The following is a 15333-nucleotide window of genomic DNA, read 5'->3' on the forward strand; positions in this document are numbered from 1 at the left end:
GCCCTCCGTCCCGGGGAGTCCTCCATGCACCGTTCGCGATTCCTCTCCGGCGCCGTCATGGTCGCCGCCACGTCCCTCCTGGCCTCCGCCTGCACCACCGGTTCCGCCGGCGGCCCTTCGTCGAGCGGCGGCACGAGCGGGGGCATCGTCAAGATCGGTGTCACCTCCGACGTCACCTCGTTCGACCCGGCGAAGGGCGCGGGCGGCACGGACTACATGGTGACGTCGCTGCTGTACCAGCCGCTGATCGGCCAGGACGACGGCGGCGTGTTCGTCGCCGGTCTGGCCGAGACCTGGACGTCCACGCCCACGAAGACGACCCTGACCCTGAAGAAGGGCCTGACCTGCTCCGACGGCTCCTCCTTGACCGCCTCGCAGGTCGTCGCCTCCCTCCAGCGCTACCGGGCGACCTCGGCCGGAGCCCTGCTCACCTTCGGCGCCGCGAACACCGGCGAGAAGACCACGATCACGGCCGACGACGCGGCCGGGACCCTCTCCATCACCACCGCCACCCCGTGGGGTGAGGTCCTCGCCGGCCTTTCCGGTACCGGCGCCGGAATCATCTGCGAGGCCGGTCTCCACGCGGGCGACGCCGCGCTCGCCCGGGGCGCCGTCAAGGGCGCGGCCTCCGGCTCCTACGAGATGGCGGCGGCGCGGCGCGGCGCCTCGTACGAGCTGAGGCTGCGCAAGGGCTTCGACGCGTATCCACGGTTCGCCTCGGCGCCCGCCGGGAAGCCGGCCGACACGCTGCGGATCCAGGTCGCGAGGAACGAGTCGACCCTCGCCAACCAGCTGCGGACCGGCGCCCTCGACCTGGTCCCCCTCACCGGCACGGACGTCACGCGGTTCACCGGCAACGCCGGGTACGCGATCAGGTCGACGCCGTTCATCCGCAACTTCATCGCCTTCAACCAGCGCCCCGGACACCCGGGCGCCGACCCGAAGATCCGCGACGCGGTCGCGCAGGCGGTCAGCGCCACCGCCTTCAACAAGGTCTTCGGTGGCGCCGGCCGGCCCATGACGTCGTACGTGGACGAGAAGTCCGCCTGCGTCTCCACCGACACCTCCCTGCTGACCACGACCGACCCGGCCGCGGCGAAGAAGGCCCTCACCGGAGTGTCCATCAAGCTGGAGGGGTCCAACGCGGTCGCCGGCGGCGCCGGCAACTCCTACGTCGCCGAGGCCCTGCGCACCGCCGGCGCCGAGGTGAAGCTCACCAACGCCGACAACGCCACCTGGGCCACCGACGTCACCGCCAACCAGGGCGACTGGGACGCCACCGTCTTCCCGCTGATCAGCGGGAGCCTCGCGCGCGGGGGCAGCTACTTCCTGGGCCCCGAACCGGCCAAAGGCGGCCAGAACTACGGCGCGGTGAAGAACACGGCGTACGCGGCGAACTACCTCGCGGCCACCTCCACCACCGATCGGAACGCCAAGTGCGCCGCCTGGCAGAAGGCCCAGGAGGCCCTGCTCAAGGCCGACGACGTGATCCCGCTCGCCACGGTGAACGTGCACTACGTCGCCCGCAAGGGCGTCTCCTTCGCGATGCCGGCCGGATCCCTGACCCTCTCCACGCTCCGGGTCACCGGCTGATGGCGACGACACTGACCAGCGAGACGGCCGCGGGGGCGAGGCGCACGGCGCCGCTCGGCCCCTGGGGCACCTTCCTCGTCCGGCGTCTCGTCGGGCTCGCCGCCGTCGCGATCACGCTCGTCGTCGGCACGTTCCTGATGGTGCAGCTCATCCCGGGCGACCCGGCGCGCGTGGTCGCGGGCGCCGACGCGACACCTGCCGACGTGGAGCAGGCCCGCCACGAGCTGGGCCTGGACCAACCGCTGTCGACGCAGTTCGGTACGTACGCGAGCGGTCTGCTCCGCGGCGACCTGGGCACCTCCTTCCAGACGAAGGAACCGGTCGCCGAGATCATCGGCAGCCGTCTGCCGTTCACCGCCGAGATCGCGTTCCTCTCCGTCCTGGCGGTGCTGCTGCTCGCCGTGCCGATCGGACTCGCCGTCGCCGCACGCGGAAGCCGGCGCACCGACGGGGCGTTCACCTTCGTCACCGGCCTGTTCGGCGCCACACCCGAGTACATCATCGGAACGCTGCTCGTCCTCGGCTTCGCCATCGGACTGGGCTGGCTCCCGGCGGCGGGCGCCGAGACCGTCTCGTCGATGGTGCTCCCGATCGCCGCACTCGTCCTGCCCGGCACCTGCGTCATGGCCCGCATCGTGCGCAGCGAGGCCGGACACGTCCTCGCCCAGGACTACATGCGCACCGCGCGGGGCCGCCGCCTGCCCCCGCTCCGTCTGTACGCCCGTCACGCCCTGCCCAATCTGCTGACCGCCACGCTCACCCTCGGCGGACTGATCCTCGCGGGCCTGCTCGGCGGCACGGTCGTCGTCGAAGCCGTCTTCGCGTGGCCCGGCATCGGCCAGCGCGTCGTCGAGGCGCTCCTCGTCCGCGACTACCCCGTGATCCAGGGCTGTGTCCTGGTCCTCGGGCTGCTCGCCGCCCTCCTCAACCTGGTCGTCGATGTCGTCCTCGCTCTGCTCGACCCGCGCACCCTGGCCGGAAAGGGAGGCCGCTGATGCGACGCATACGGTGGAACACCCCGCTCGTCCTCGCCCTCGCCGGCCTCGGCCTGATCGCCCTCCTCAGCGTCGTCGCACCCTTCCTGTGGGAGGAGCGGGCGACCGCCCTCGGCGGGGCTGCCCGCGCCGATCCGTCCGGCGAGCACTGGCTCGGCACCGACGCCCTCGGCCGCGACGTCCTGGCCCGCACCCTGGTCGCCACCCGCCTCACCCTGGAGATGACACTCGCCGCGACCGCGATCGCCGCCGTCGCGGGCACCCTGCTCGGCACCGTCGTCTGGGTCTCGGGCCGGCGCGTACGCGAGCTGGGCCTGCGCCTGATCGACGTGCTGATCTCCTACCCGGCGCTCATCCTGGCGCTGGTGATCGCCGCGGTCCTCGGGACCGGACCCACCGCCTCCGTCCTCGCGATCGGCCTGGGCGGCGCACCCGCCTTCGCCCGCCTCACCGCCAACATGGCGGCGTCGGTCGCCCAGCGCGACTTCGTGACCCAGGCTCGCCTGATGGGCGTACCCGCTCACCGTGTGCTCGCCCGCCACCTGCTGCCCAACATCTCCGGGCCGCTGCTCGTGCTGCTCTCGGTGGCCTTCGCGAACGTGCTCGTCGCGCTGTCCGGCCTGTCCTTCCTGGGGGTCGGCGTACAGTCGCCGGACTACGACTGGGGATCGCTGCTCAACTCCGGCCTGGAGTCCCTCTACACCAACCCCGCCGAGGCGATCGGCCCGGCGGTCGCCATCACCGTCACCGGCGTCCTCGCGGGCTTCGTCGGCGACGGCCTCGCCACGGCACTCGACCCCCGTGCCGGTGGTACGAAGGCCAGGACGAGGCGCTCCGCCGTCCCGGTGTCCGCGAGCTCTCGCCGATCACCCGTGGACGCCCTGGTCAAGGTGGAGGGCCTCGTCGTCGCCCTGCCGGACGGCACCCGTCTCGTCGACGACGTCTCCTTCCACGTCATGCCCGGCGAGATCGTCGGCCTGGTGGGGGAGTCCGGCTCCGGCAAGTCGCTGACGGCGATGAGCGTGACACGGCTCCTGCCGGAGGGATTGTCCGCGCACGCGGCCGAACTGGCCCTGGGCGACCTCGACCTGGTCGGCCCCGATGCCGACCTCAGGCGCCTGGCCACCGAGATCGGCATCGTCTACCAGGACCCGTCGGCCTCCTTCAACCCGGCCCTGAGGATGGGCGGTCAGTTGACCGAAACGCTCCGCGTGCACCAGGGCGTGCGCAGGAGTGAGGCGCGCAGGCGCGCCGTCGAGGCCCTGGAACAGGTGCGGATCGAGAACCCCGCCCGGGTCGTGAAGCATTACCCGCACGAGCTGTCCGGCGGCATGCGGCAGCGTGCGATGATCGCCGCCGCCCTCCTGCCCGGTCCGCGACTGATCGTCGCCGACGAACCGACCACCGCCCTCGACGTGACCGTCCAGGCCGACGTCCTCGACCTCCTGAAGGACATCAACCGAACGCGCGGCACGAGCATGCTCGTCATCTCCCACGACATCGGGGTGATCGGCACGGTCTGCCACCGTGTCGTGGTGATGTACGCCGGCCGGGTGGCGGAGGAACTGTCCGCGGCCGATCTGCGGGCGGGCCGCGCCAGGCATCCGTACACCAAGGCCCTGCTGGCCGCGAGCCCGCGCCTTCAGGACATGGACGCGGATGCGGGTTCGGGAGCGGGTTCGGGTTCGGATACGGGGTCGGATACGGACACCACCGAGGCGCGCGCACCGCTCGCGACGATCCCGGGCCGCCCGCCGGCGCCCGCCGACCGCCCGGACGGCTGCGCGTTCGCCGACCGTTGCCCGGTGGTGCTCGACGGCCTCTGCGGCACCGAGCGCCCGCGGATGGTCGACGCCGTCGCCTGCCATGCCGTACACGAGGAGGTACCGGCCGTATGACCACGTCCCCCCACAAGCTGGCCGTCGAGAACCTGACCGTCGCCTTCGGGCACGGCAGGCGCGCCAGGACGGTGCTGCACGGCGTGTCCACCGGGGTCCGGGCCGGGCAGACGCTCGGCCTGGTCGGCGAGTCCGGATCGGGCAAGTCGACGATCGCCAAGGCGATCGTGGGCATCCACCCCGTCCGCACCGGCCGCATCACCCTCGGCGGAGAAGACCTCACGGGTCTCGCGGGAAGGGAGCTCGTCGCGGTACGCCGCCGGATCCAGCTCGTCTCCCAGGACCCGTACGCCTCCCTCAACCCGCGCATGACGGTCGGCGAGGCCATCGCCGAGGCCGTCGACCCGGTGAGGGCCGACGCCGGGAAGCACGCGGCGACGGTCGAGCGGTGGCTGGAGACCGTCGCGCTGGACGGTTCGGCCGCGGCCAAGTACCCGCACGAGTTCTCCGGCGGCCAGCGCCAGCGCATCGCGGTCGCCCGCGCCCTGGCCGTGGAACCCGAAGTGGTGATCGCCGACGAGATCACCTCGGCGCTCGACGCCTCCGTCCAGGCCGAGGTGCTTAACCTCCTGGAGGAACTGCGCCGTTCGCTGGCCCTGACGATGGTCTTCATCTCCCACGACCTGGCTGTCGTCCGCCATGTCAGCGACGAGGTCGCCGTGCTGTGCCAGGGGGAGCTGGTGGAGCAGGGGCCGGTGCGGGATGTGTACCGGGCCCCGCGACACCCCTACACACGCCGCCTGCTGGCGAGCGCACCGGCGTTCGAGGAGAAGTCGGCGTTCGAGGCGAAGCCGACGTTCGAGAAGAAGGAGACAGCAGCATGAACGATCCGACCGCCGTCGCCGACCGCACGCGGCAGATCACCGCCGGTCTGAAGCCCGCCGCACTGGAGGACTTCTACCGGGACCTGCACCGTCATCCCGAGCTCGCCTTCCAGGAGCACCGCACCGCGGCGAAGCTCATCGCGTGCCTGCGCGCGGCCGGCTACGACGTGACGGAAGGCATCGGCGGCACCGGTGTGGTCGGAGTCCTCGTCAACGGTGACGGCCCGGTCGTCTGGCTGCGCGGCGACATGGACGCGCTGCCGCTCCAGGAGGCCACCGGCCTGGAGTACGCCTCCGCCGTCGACGGGGTCATGCACGCCTGCGGCCACGACCTGCACGTCACCTGGCTCGCCGGCGCCGCCGAGGCACTGGCCGCCGCCCGCGACACCTGGTCCGGCACGCTGGTCGTCATCGGGCAGCCCGCCGAGGAGTCCGGCGGCGGCGCCTCGGCCATGGTCGCCGGTGGACTGCGCACCCGCTTCCCCCGCCCCGACGTGCTGCTCGGCCAGCACGTCACGCCGGGACTCGCCGGCTTCTACCCGCACACCCCGGGCCTGACCATGTCGGCCTCCGACGACATCGACGTCGTCGTGCACGGCGTAGGCGGCCACGGCTCACGCCCCGAGTCGACGGTCGACCCGGTCGTGACGGCCGCCTACATCGTCACGCGTCTCCAGACGGTGGTGTCACGGGAGGTCGCGGCGGCGCACGCGGTGGTGCTGACGGTAGGCCAGTTCCATGCCGGTACGAAGCACAACATCATCCCCGCCGAGGCCCGGCTCTCCCTGAACCTGCGCACTCAGGACGCGCACGTACGCGACCGGGTCCTCGGAGCCGTCCGCCGCATCGTCGCGGGCGAGTGCCGGACCGCCGGCTGTCCGGTGCCGCCCGACGTCGCGGTACGGCCCGGCTACCCGAACACCGTCAACGACGCCGTACTCGACGGCCAGATCGCGGCGGTACACGGCGAACTCTTCGGAGCGCACACGGTGTTCGACTTCGGGCCGGCGATGGGCAGCGAGGACTTCTCCCTCCTCGTACCCGACGGCGTCCCCTACGACTACTGGTACGTCACCTCGACTCCGGCCGACGTGTGGGAGGCGGCCCCCGGCAGGGACCTGGCCGAGAAGGCCGGCAACGTACCGGGCAACCACAGCCCCCTGTTCGCCCCCGACCTCTCCGTGCTCGTGCCAGGCGTCCAGACACTGGTGTCGGCCGCGCTGAGCCGCCTGACGTGACCAGAACGAGGAAGGACGTACGCGCGGATACCGTGATGAGGAACGCCGCGCGCACGGTTACCGCCTCGTCCTCCGGCGGCCCCCGGTCCTTCGGCGCGCGACTGGCCCGACGAGGTCACCCTCGTGACCGTCGAGGGGGCAAGCCACACCGGCGCCTGGAACGCCGACCCCGACACCTACGACAAGCACCTCGCCGCGTTCCTCGAACGAACCGCATGAGGGCACGGCGGGACTCGGGTCATACGGCGGCCTGGAGGGCGGGCGGTAGGCACGCGACTGGCCGGCGGGTCGGCCTGCCGTGCCCGGGCGAGCCGTTCGGGCCGGGCGTCGAGCGGCTGCCGGACGCTCGTGGTGGCGGGTGTTCGCCCAGGCCCCCGCGGGCGGCTGGGAACGTTCCGCTCTCACCGACGGTCACGGGCCGCGCGTCACCGCATCGAGCGCGAACGCGAATCCGGGTACCGGACGGACGCCCGGGGAGCCCGGCACGGATACCGGCCGGGAGGCGCCGGAGGCGGCCCGCACGACGTGGCGCGCGTGCGGGCCGGCCGGTCCGCGCCTCCGCCGGGGGATTCCGGTGGGAGGCGATTTCCGCAGCGGGCGGAGGTGCGCGAGCACCTCCGCCCTCTTCCGTTCCCGCCGCTCCACGGCCTGTCGAAGGCGAGACGTCGACTTTCGGCCATGTGCTTCTCGGCCTGTTGTGCGAAGGGCAATACCAGACCGGCCCGCTCTACGGGTAAGTTTGCCAACTGCGCACCGCACATGAACGGTTGACGACTACAGTGTGTGGTTGGTGATCATCGGTAGGCTCATCGCACCCTCGCAGTACCCCCGGCACGACACCCCGCACGACAGCCCTGAACAACCGTCTGAAGCACCCCCGTAGTCCACCCCCTGTACCCGCAGTACGCCGATTCCTGGGCACGTACCAAGGACACTCATGTCTCAACTTCGCGCACCCGCCTCGCGGTCCGATCGACGCGAGGGCGGGCGGCACGGCCGGTCGGGCGCCCGCTCCGCCTCCGGCACTCCCAGCACCCCCCCGGCGCAGACATCCGCGCCGCTCTCGACGGAAGCCCGCATACGCCCCCAACTCCTGCGCACCTCCGTGCTCCCCGCCGTCGCGGTGGCACTGGGCGGCGCGGCGGCCGTCCTCTTCACCATCCGCTCCACGGGGGCCAGCCCCACGCCCGGCCTCTGGGCCGCGCTGACCGGCGCGGCCGCCCTCACCGTCGCCTCCGTGACCGCCGCGGCGCTCGGCGCCGACCGGGCGGCCAAAGCGGTCCTGGACCGCTGTAACTCCCTGCGCCGCTCCAGCGCCCGCGGTCAGAGCGAGCTGCGTGCGATCGTCGAACAGTTGCGCCGGGGGGAGGGGCTCCCGCCCCGCCCCGCGATGCCGTCCGGCCCCGCGACAGGTGATGAATTCGACCTGCTGTCACAGGAGTTGAACCGCTCGCACGAGGCCGCCGTGGCAGCCGTCGTCCAGGCGTCCCGACTCTCCAGCAGCGTCGGCAACGAACAGAAGGTCGAGGTCTTCGTCAACCTCGCCCGGCGCCTGCAGTCCCTCGTCCACCGCGAGATCCAGCTCCTCGACGAGCTGGAGAACGAGGTCGAGGACCCGGAGCTGCTCAAGGGCCTGTTCCACGTCGACCACCTGGCCACCCGCATCCGCCGGCACGCCGAGAACCTCGCCGTGCTCGGTGGCGCCATCTCCCGCCGCCAGTGGTCGAACCCGGTCACCATGACCGAGGTGCTCCGCTCCTCGATCGCCGAGGTCGAGCAGTACCCGCGGGTGAAACTCGTCCCGCCGATCGACGGTACGCTCCGGGGCCATGCCGTGGCCGACGTCATCCACCTCCTCGCCGAACTCGTCGAGAACGCGACACTGTTCTCCGCCCCGCACACCACGGTGCTGCTGCGCGCCCAGTACGTCACGGCCGGCCTGGCGATCGAGGTCGAGGACCGCGGCCTGGGCATGCCCGTCACCGAGCAGAACAAGATGAACGCCCTGCTCTCCGATCCCGACCAGGTCAACGTCGCGCATCTGCTCCAGGACGGCCGCATCGGCCTCTTCGTCGTCTCGGCGCTCGCCCGCCGGCACGGCATCGCCGTACGGCTCCAGTCGAACATCTACGGCGGCGTCCAGGCCGTCCTCGTGCTGCCGCAGGGCCTCCTCGGCGCCGACCCCGAGGGCCTGGCGCAGCACGAGCGCCAGGCCGCCGCGGCCGTCGGCTCCCCGGCGGTCCCGCCGGGGCAGGTGCAGATGCAGCCCCAGGCGCAGGCCCCGGAGCCGGTCCACGCCCCCGAGCCGGTCCAGGCTCCGGCGCCGGTCCAGGTCCCGGCCCACGCCGACGCCCCTTCCCACGCCGACGTCCGGAGCTCCGACCGGCACGACGGGCACCACGAAGGCCACCGCGACGTGAACTACGACGGGAACTACGAGGGACCCCACTCGGTCCCGCTCCCGGTCCCGGCCGTGGGTCAGGTGCCGGCGTACACCCAGGCCTCCGCGCCGATGGCGCCCGCACCCTCCCCGGAGCGGGCCGCCGCCCGCCACGAGGAGGCCCCGTCTGCCGACCCGCTCGCGTACCCCCGTACGAGCACGCACCTGAACGGCCACGTCGACGGCCGTGCGGACGCCGGATCCGCCCCCTCGATAACGGCGCAGTCGGTCGGCGCCGAGCACCAGGCCCCGCTGCTGCCTCCGGCGCCCGCGGCCTCCCGTGCCGAGCCCTCCGGCCGGCCCCTCCTCCCGAAGCGGCGCGCGCAGGAGCACCTCGTCCCGCAGCTGCGCGACGAGCCCGCGGCCCGCAGGCCCGAGGAGCACGCCCTGCACGACCCCGGTCTGATGGCCGCCTTCCAGCGCGGAATCGGCCTCGCCGAATCCCAGCCCGCCCCCCACGAGCCGCTGCGTCCAGGCGACGCGCACAAGGAGTAGATGCACCATGGCGAGCAATGTGCCGAACGGCCATTCCTCGGATCTCGACTGGCTGCTGAGCGGACTGGTCCAGCGGGTTCCGTACACCCGCAACGCCGTTCTGCTCTCCTCCGACGGCCTCGTGAAATCCGTCCACGGCCTCGACCCCGACGCCGCCGACCACATGGCGGCCCTGGCCTCCGGTCTCTACTCGCTCGGCCGGAGCGCGGGCGCCCGGTTCGGCGACGGCGGCGAGGTACGCCAGGTGGTCGTGGAGCTCGACTCCACGCTCCTGTTCGTCTCCACCGCGGGTTCGGGCACCTGCCTGGCCGTCCTCGCCGGACGCGAGGCGGACGCCGCCGTACTCGGCTACGAGATGGCGATGCTCGTCAAGAGCGTCCGGCCATACCTGGTCACGCCTGCCCGGCAGGCGGCCGGTGCGGCAGGTGGCATCGGGCAGTGAACATGACGTCCCATCAGGAAGGGCCCTGGCTCGACGACGCGGCAGGCCGGCTGATCCGGCCGTACACCGTGAGCGGCGGCCGGACCAAGCCCAGCACCGCGCTGGACCTGCTTTCGATGGTGATGGCGACCGGCTCGATCCCGCAGGCCCACATGGGCCCCGAACACAGCCTGGCACTCGGGCTGTGCGACGGGCCCACCTCGGTGGCGGAGATCGCGGCGCACTTACGGCTGCCGGCCGTCGTCACCAAGGTCCTGCTCTCCGACCTCGTGGACTGTGGGGCACTCACCGCCCGTGCCCCCCGGTTCCACGCCTACCCAACCGACCGTTCCTTGCTGGAGGCAGTGCTCGATGGCCTACGACAACGGCTCTGAGCGCCACGAGAGTTTCGCGACCGACCCCTTCCCCACCGCTCTCAAGATCCTTGTGGCGGGCGGGTTCGGCGTGGGCAAGACGACCTTCGTGGGCGCGGTCAGCGAGATCGAACCGCTCAGCACCGAGGAGCTGCTGACCTCGGTCAGCGCGGCCACCGACAGCCTGGAGGGCGTGGAGTCCAAGACCACGACCACCGTGGCCATGGACTTCGGGCGCATGACGCTCGACGACCGCCATGTGCTCTACCTGTTCGGCACCCCCGGGCAGGAGCGCTTCTGGTTCATGTGGGACGAGCTCTCCGAGGGCGCGCTGGGCGCGGTCGTCCTCGCCGACACCCGCAGGCTCCAGGAGTGTTTCTCCGCCGTGGACTTCTTCGAGCGGCGGGGCATCCGCTTCGTCGTGGCGGTCAACGAGTTCGACGGCGCCTACCGCTACGAGCCGGACGAGGTGCGGGCCGCGCTCGACCTCAAGCCGGAGGTGCCGGTCGTCGTCTGCGACGCCCGGATCTCCAGCTCCGGCATCCGTACCCTGCTGACCCTCGTCCAGCATCTCCTCACCACCATCCCGGCCGCCGTGCCGAGCTTCGGAGCCACGACATGACCTACGACCCGACCGGTCATCTCCTGCTGACCCCCATCGACAAGGACGCGCCCGCGCGCGTCCAGCGGTTGCGTGAACTCGGGCTCGGGGAGCGGCCGGACCCGGCGTTCGACGAGTTCGCCCACCGTCTCGCCGACGTGACCGGGGCGCCGTTCTCGATGGTCAACTTCATCGACGAGAACCGGCAGTTCTTCGCGGGGCTGCACACGCCCGAGGGCACCCATTCGGGCAGCGACCTGGGCGCGGCCGCGGCGAGCACCGGTGGCGTCGGCCGCTACATGGCCCGCGACCACGGCTACTGCCCGCACGTGGTGGTACGGCGCAAGGCGCTCGTCCTGGAGGACGTCTGCGACTACCCGCGCTTCGCGGGGAACCCGGTAGTCGACGAGATCGGGATCCGCTCCTACATGGGCGCGCCGCTGATCGACCGTACTGGTGTCGCGCTGGGCACGATCTGCGTGGTCGACACCGACGTCCGGCCGTGGGGGCGCGCCGGACTGGAGACGATCAAGGCCATGGCGGCGGAGCTGGTGGAGCAGATCCACCGCCGCGAGGACGGCATGTTCTGAGCACCCGGAACCGCGGGGACGGACGCCGGAACCGCGGGGAAGACGGCCGGGGCCCCGGTACGGCGCGTGTCGCCGTACCGGGGCCCCGGCCGTATCCGTGCCCGCTCAGGCGTGCACCGGTTCGAGCTCCGGGGTACGGACCAGCTCGGAGAGCCGCTCGGACCAACTGCCCTTGTCCTGGCCGAGGGCGACCTCGGCCAGGCGCAGGAGCTGGATGTCGGAGGTGCCGGCCGGGGCGAAGATGTGGTGCGCGTCCCGGAGGTACCGCTCGATCGCCCGGTCCGTGAAGAGGCCGGCGGCGGCATGGATCTCCATGGCGTTGCGTCCGGAGTCGATCGCCGACTCGACGTTGACGAGCTTCGCGTTCATCAGCTCGGCGTCGCAGGACATGCCCTGGTCGAGCAGGTGCACGGCGTGGTACGCGGCGAGCCGGGCCGTCATCAGCCGGGACTGCATCTGACCCAGCTTCAGCTTCACCGTGGGCAGGTCGTGGAGCGGCTTGCCGTAACGGATGCGCTCGGAGGCGAACCGGGTGGTCTCCTCCAGGATCGCCTGGTGGATGCCGAGCGAGACGGCGGTGAGGTTGGCCCGCCCGTACAGCACGCTGGAGGAGTACGCGACGGCGAGGCCGTCGCCCTCGTCGCCGAGGCGGTTGGAGGCCGGTACGCGGCAGTTCTCGAAGATCAGCTCGCCGAAGCTGAAGCCGTGGAGTCCCATGGCGGGCTGCTGCGGACCGGTCCTGAACCCGGGGCGATCGGATTCGACCAGGAAGGCCGTGAGTCCCTTCGAACCGGGACCGGTCCTGACCACGACACCGTGCAGATCGCCCACGTGGCTGTTGCCGACGAAGACCTTGCTGCCGTTGAGGATGTAGTCGTCGCCGTCGCGGACCGCGCTGGCGCTCATGCCGAGGACGTGACCGCCGGACTCGGGCTCGGTGACCGCGATGGTCGGCAGGCACTCACCGGCGGCGACGGCCGGGAGCCAGGTCTTGCGCTGCTCGTCGCTGCCGAAGTGGACGATCTTGGCGGTGCCCAGCTGTGAGGCCTGGACCATGGCGCCCATCGCGCCGCTGACCCGGGAGAGCTCCTCGATGATGATCGTCTTGGCGAGATGGCCGGCGCCCATACCGCCGTATTCCTGGCTGATTGTCGCGCCTAGCCAGCCCTGCTCGGCGATGAGCCGGGAGAGCTCGTGATGGACTGTCCGGGATGCTTCCATCTCGGCTATCCGTGGCCGAACCTCACGCTCTGCGAAGTCCCGGACCGTCTCCCTGAGCTGATGATGCAGTCGACTGCTGAAGTAGCCGTCCATTCGAGTCCTCCCCTGCGAAACGCCTGCTCCCCGAGTCGATCGAGCAGGTGGTGCATCGGCAGTGGTCCCGTCCCGAACAGGCCGACCTCTTCATGGTGTTGATCTTTCCGGGACGGAGCAATATCGCCACGACTTTTGTCCGAAACAGGAGCTGTTGACGATTGAATCTGACTGTGTTTCGTGTGGTGTTGGCCCTCTTCCGCCGATCCGGAGTCCATTCCCCGTGGGCATCTTTCTGCCACATGCCAACGGCAACGGATCCAGGGGCATATGGCCATGAGGGCCCCGAGGTGTCCACATGAGCCCCTTCGTCACCATAGGAGCGGCATTCCGGAACCCGCCCCACCCCGCTCCAGCCCCGAGAACACGGGCCTCGCCCCCGCCCTCCCCACTCCACGAGCCCTCGCCACGGGCGCGCGGGCGCACTGAGGGGCGCGCGGAAGCGTTACGGAGAGTGAGTGCCGCGCCCCCGGCGTGTGCCCCCGCCTGGGCGCCGGAAAGGGTTCGTGACCACCGTCGAAAGTGCGGTATCGTTCTCATGCGCGTTCGGCCAGGGGAAACCCCAGGTCAGACGGGCATCGGGACGTGGCGCAGCTTGGTAGCGCACTTGACTGGGGGTCAAGGGGTCGCAGGTTCAAATCCTGTCGTCCCGACTAGAGGTTCGCCTCGTAGTCGCAGATCAGAGCCCTGTCTCACTTCGGTGAGGCAGGGCTTTTGACGTAGACCCGCTTGGTGAAGGACAGGTCGACGTCCTCCTCCCGGCGAGTCCCGCAGACCTCTGCGGGCCGCTCGGCGATAAGGGTCAGGAGCATCACGCCGAACAGACGGCCGCCTTTGATCGCCTCGATGAAAGCCGTGACTTCAGCCTCGTCCAGGGCCGAGGCTTCCCACCCGTTCGGCGGAACGAATTGCTCTACCCGGCAACCCCGGAGGAGAAGTCGAGCCGACTCGCGTCCCCGTCACCCGCCCCGCATCACCCCAGGCCGGGTACGGCCCCGCGAGCCGCGAATCTCAGATCCGGCTAATCTGAAAAATGCCCCGACAGCGAGCCCCCGGCCATGTGACAAGGCCGTCCTTCCTGAGAGGTTCAGCGCCGCGAGCGCTGTCATTGACCAGGCCACACGTGCCCCGGTGGGGCCGGTCTTGGGGCGCGTAACGGGAGCTTCCGGGCGAACCCGTTGGCGCACATGAGCCAGATCGTCAGGAAGGCCGAGACACATGGCGACACGTCGGCTTGCGTTCGTCGACTGGACGTTCATCAACCATGAGAAGACCGAGGCCGTCGGAACCCTGGGTGGCCAGATGGTGACGCTCACCGGGCAGGGCAACCTGACGACGGACCGGCCCCCCTTGGGCGCCGCTTTCCTCGACGGGACGTTCCCGGGCTTTCGAACGGCGGCGTTCACCCCGCCGCTCCCCGCCTCGGACCTGGTGGAAATCGTGGGTCTCAAGGGCGGGAGTTCGTTCACAGTCGCTTTCGACGCCGAGGTGAAGGATCCCGTCCTTCATCTGGGATCGTTCGCCTCGACCATGGAGTTTCTGGATCTCCCGGTGGGTACGCGGGTCATCAAGCTCAGCGGCGACGCCGACTTCATCGTCGACGCCAACAAAGTCATGGGCGAGGCGTACCAACCACCCCCAGGGTCGACCGAGCCCACGGATTCCGACGGCAGCGTGCGCCTCCAAGGCCTCTTCCGCTCGATTGCGTTCACTCTGAATCCGAGGTTCACGGGCGGCGAAGGACACGACGGCGTGCACCTCCAGATCGGCGGGATGGTAAGAGTGCCTCCGTTTGGCATGGGACCTGCTCGTCGCCTCCGATGACACCGAGCTAGAGCTTCTTGAGCACCTCGGCCGCGAGTGGGGCGGAGGAGGACGGGTTCTGGCCGGTGACGAGGTTGCGGTCGACGACGATGTTCGGCGCCCACGGCTCGCCGACCTGTACGTCCACGCCGGCCTCGACGAGGCGGGTCTCCAGGAGCCACTTGGCCTTGTCGGCGAGGCCGGCCTGGGCCTCCTCGGCGTTGGTGAAGGCGGCGACCTTGTAGCCGGCGAAGGCGTTGGTGCCGTCGGCCCGTGTGGCGGCGAGCAGTGCGGCGGGGCCGTGGCAGACGACGGCGAGGGGCTTGCCCGAGTCGAGGGCGTCGATCAGGATCCGGCCCGAGGTCGGGTCGACCGCGAGGTCCTCCATGGGGCCGTGGCCGCCGGGGTAGAAGACGGCCGCGTAGTCGTCGAGGTTCACGTCCTCCAGCGTGATCGGGTTCTTGATCTCGGCGAGGGAGGCGAGGGTGGCGGCGATCTTGTCGGCGCCCTCCTGGCCGCCGTTGACCTCGGGGGCGAGGCTGCCCCGGTCGACCGTGGGGACGACGCCGCCGGGGGTGGCCACGACGATCTCGTGGCCGGCGGCCCTGAACGCCTCGTACGGCGCGACGGCCTCCTCGGCCCAGAAGCCGGTGGGGTGCTTGGTGCCGTCGGCGAGCGTCCAGTGGTCGACACCGGTCATCACGAGAAGGATCTTGGACATGTGGGGGCCTCCGGGGGTTCGGATCG

General features: G+C 71.0%; 13 protein-coding genes and 1 tRNA gene. 12 read left to right on the forward strand and 2 right to left on the reverse strand.

Translation table 11 applies throughout. The annotated features are described in order from the left end of the window. The first annotated feature begins 24 nt into the window (after window positions 1–24). From ACFWWU_RS19815 to ACFWWU_RS19860, 10 genes are all read left to right on the forward strand, one after another. A complete protein-coding gene (locus tag ACFWWU_RS19815) occupies window positions 25–1593 on the forward strand; it encodes an ABC transporter substrate-binding protein (RefSeq protein WP_384147010.1) in 1569 nt (522 codons plus the stop codon). Next, on the forward strand, window positions 1593–2588 hold the full coding sequence (locus ACFWWU_RS19820) for an ABC transporter permease (protein ID WP_384147012.1): 996 nt from the start codon (window positions 1593–1595) through the stop codon (window positions 2586–2588). The genes ACFWWU_RS19815 and ACFWWU_RS19820 overlap by 1 nt, the downstream gene beginning before the upstream one ends. Beyond that, window positions 2588–4486, forward strand: coding sequence for a dipeptide/oligopeptide/nickel ABC transporter permease/ATP-binding protein (locus ACFWWU_RS19825; protein WP_384147014.1), 1899 nt, complete (start codon window positions 2588–2590; stop codon window positions 4484–4486). The genes ACFWWU_RS19820 and ACFWWU_RS19825 overlap by 1 nt, the downstream gene beginning before the upstream one ends. Then, the gene (locus tag ACFWWU_RS19830) at window positions 4483–5310 is read left to right on the forward strand and encodes an ATP-binding cassette domain-containing protein (protein ID WP_384147015.1); all 828 of its coding nucleotides are present in this window, start codon (window positions 4483–4485) and stop codon (window positions 5308–5310) included. Before ACFWWU_RS19825 ends, ACFWWU_RS19830 begins: the two co-directional genes overlap by 4 nt. Next, window positions 5307–6548: an amidohydrolase gene (locus tag ACFWWU_RS19835; protein ID WP_384147017.1), complete on the forward strand. Its 1242-nt coding sequence runs from the start codon at window positions 5307–5309 to the stop codon at window positions 6546–6548. Before ACFWWU_RS19830 ends, ACFWWU_RS19835 begins: the two co-directional genes overlap by 4 nt. A gap of 937 nt (window positions 6549–7485) precedes the next feature. After that, window positions 7486–9483 (forward strand): ATP-binding protein, encoded by a 1998-nt coding sequence (locus ACFWWU_RS19840; RefSeq protein WP_384147019.1) that lies wholly within the window; start codon window positions 7486–7488, stop codon window positions 9481–9483. Between the two features lie 7 nt (window positions 9484–9490). Further along, window positions 9491–9925, forward strand: a complete 435-nt coding sequence (locus ACFWWU_RS19845; protein ID WP_317600976.1) for a roadblock/LC7 domain-containing protein — start codon at window positions 9491–9493, stop codon at window positions 9923–9925. 2 nt (window positions 9926–9927) lie between these two features. After that, window positions 9928–10299 (forward strand): DUF742 domain-containing protein, encoded by a 372-nt coding sequence (locus ACFWWU_RS19850; RefSeq protein ID WP_317602198.1) that lies wholly within the window; start codon window positions 9928–9930, stop codon window positions 10297–10299. Beyond that, window positions 10277–10900 carry an ATP/GTP-binding protein gene (locus ACFWWU_RS19855; RefSeq protein ID WP_317600978.1) on the forward strand — a complete coding sequence of 208 codons (624 nt, stop codon included), beginning with the start codon at window positions 10277–10279 and terminating at the stop codon, window positions 10898–10900. The genes ACFWWU_RS19850 and ACFWWU_RS19855 overlap by 23 nt, the downstream gene beginning before the upstream one ends. Then, a complete protein-coding gene (locus tag ACFWWU_RS19860) occupies window positions 10897–11469 on the forward strand; it encodes a GAF domain-containing protein (RefSeq protein WP_376408309.1) in 573 nt (190 codons plus the stop codon). Before ACFWWU_RS19855 ends, ACFWWU_RS19860 begins: the two co-directional genes overlap by 4 nt. Before the next feature lie 105 nt (window positions 11470–11574). Here the strand turns inward: ACFWWU_RS19860 and ACFWWU_RS19865 are convergent, their stop codons facing one another. Further along, window positions 11575–12783 carry an acyl-CoA dehydrogenase family protein gene (locus ACFWWU_RS19865; protein ID WP_384147023.1) on the reverse strand — a complete coding sequence of 403 codons (1209 nt, stop codon included), beginning with the start codon at window positions 12781–12783 and terminating at the stop codon, window positions 11575–11577. 579 nt (window positions 12784–13362) lie between these two features. On the opposite strand from ACFWWU_RS19865, the gene ACFWWU_RS19870 reads away from it, so the two are divergent. Together ACFWWU_RS19870 and ACFWWU_RS19875 are read left to right on the forward strand one after the other, a co-directional pair. Next, window positions 13363–13436 (forward strand) — tRNA-Pro (locus ACFWWU_RS19870). Between the two features lie 565 nt (window positions 13437–14001). Then, window positions 14002–14607 (forward strand): hypothetical protein, encoded by a 606-nt coding sequence (locus ACFWWU_RS19875; protein ID WP_384147025.1) that lies wholly within the window; start codon window positions 14002–14004, stop codon window positions 14605–14607. 7 nt (window positions 14608–14614) lie between these two features. Here ACFWWU_RS19875 and ACFWWU_RS19880 read toward each other — a convergent pair whose 3' ends face one another. Then, window positions 14615–15307 carry a type 1 glutamine amidotransferase domain-containing protein gene (locus tag ACFWWU_RS19880; RefSeq protein WP_384147027.1) on the reverse strand — a complete coding sequence of 231 codons (693 nt, stop codon included), beginning with the start codon at window positions 15305–15307 and terminating at the stop codon, window positions 14615–14617. Window positions 15308–15333: the final 26 nt, after the last annotated feature.

Origin of the sequence: Streptomyces sp. NPDC058650 (genome assembly GCF_042717315.1) — a bacterium.
Taxonomy (GTDB): domain Bacteria; phylum Actinomycetota; class Actinomycetes; order Streptomycetales; family Streptomycetaceae; genus Streptomyces.